The sequence below is a fragment of the Candidatus Clostridium helianthi genome (genome assembly GCF_045310795.1).
GTDB classification, from domain to species: domain Bacteria; phylum Bacillota; class Clostridia; order Clostridiales; family Clostridiaceae; genus Clostridium; species Clostridium helianthi.
In genome coordinates, this window is record NZ_JBJIAB010000218.1 from 1 (window position 1) to 258 (window position 258).

Sequence of the window (258 nt, forward strand, 5' to 3'; positions counted from 1 at the left end):
TTCTACTTCCTCACTCTTCACGACGATGTCTGGCGGCGGGCGGGCGTGCCGCACGATCTCGCACCGCCAGAAGGATCCTTGCTTTATTCGCTACTCGCCAGGCGTCCCGTAAACGCCCGTTTTACGGGCAGAATTGCGTTCAACGAATTGAACCGATGGATCGCTCACATGTACCAATGTGTGCGGCAACGTCAGACCTAGCCGCTGCAGTACGGAAACTCGCCGGTAGCGGGCGCCATATTTTTCTGCGGTCTGTAT

The 258-nt window shown here is 57.0% G+C and carries 1 protein-coding gene; it reads left to right on the forward strand.

The genetic code is table 11. The annotated features are described in order from the left end of the window. Nucleotides 1-201: hypothetical protein (locus ACJDTP_RS27880; protein ID WP_406763069.1), on the forward strand; the 201-nt coding region annotated here is incomplete at its 5' end. Nucleotides 202-258: the final 57 nt, after the last annotated feature.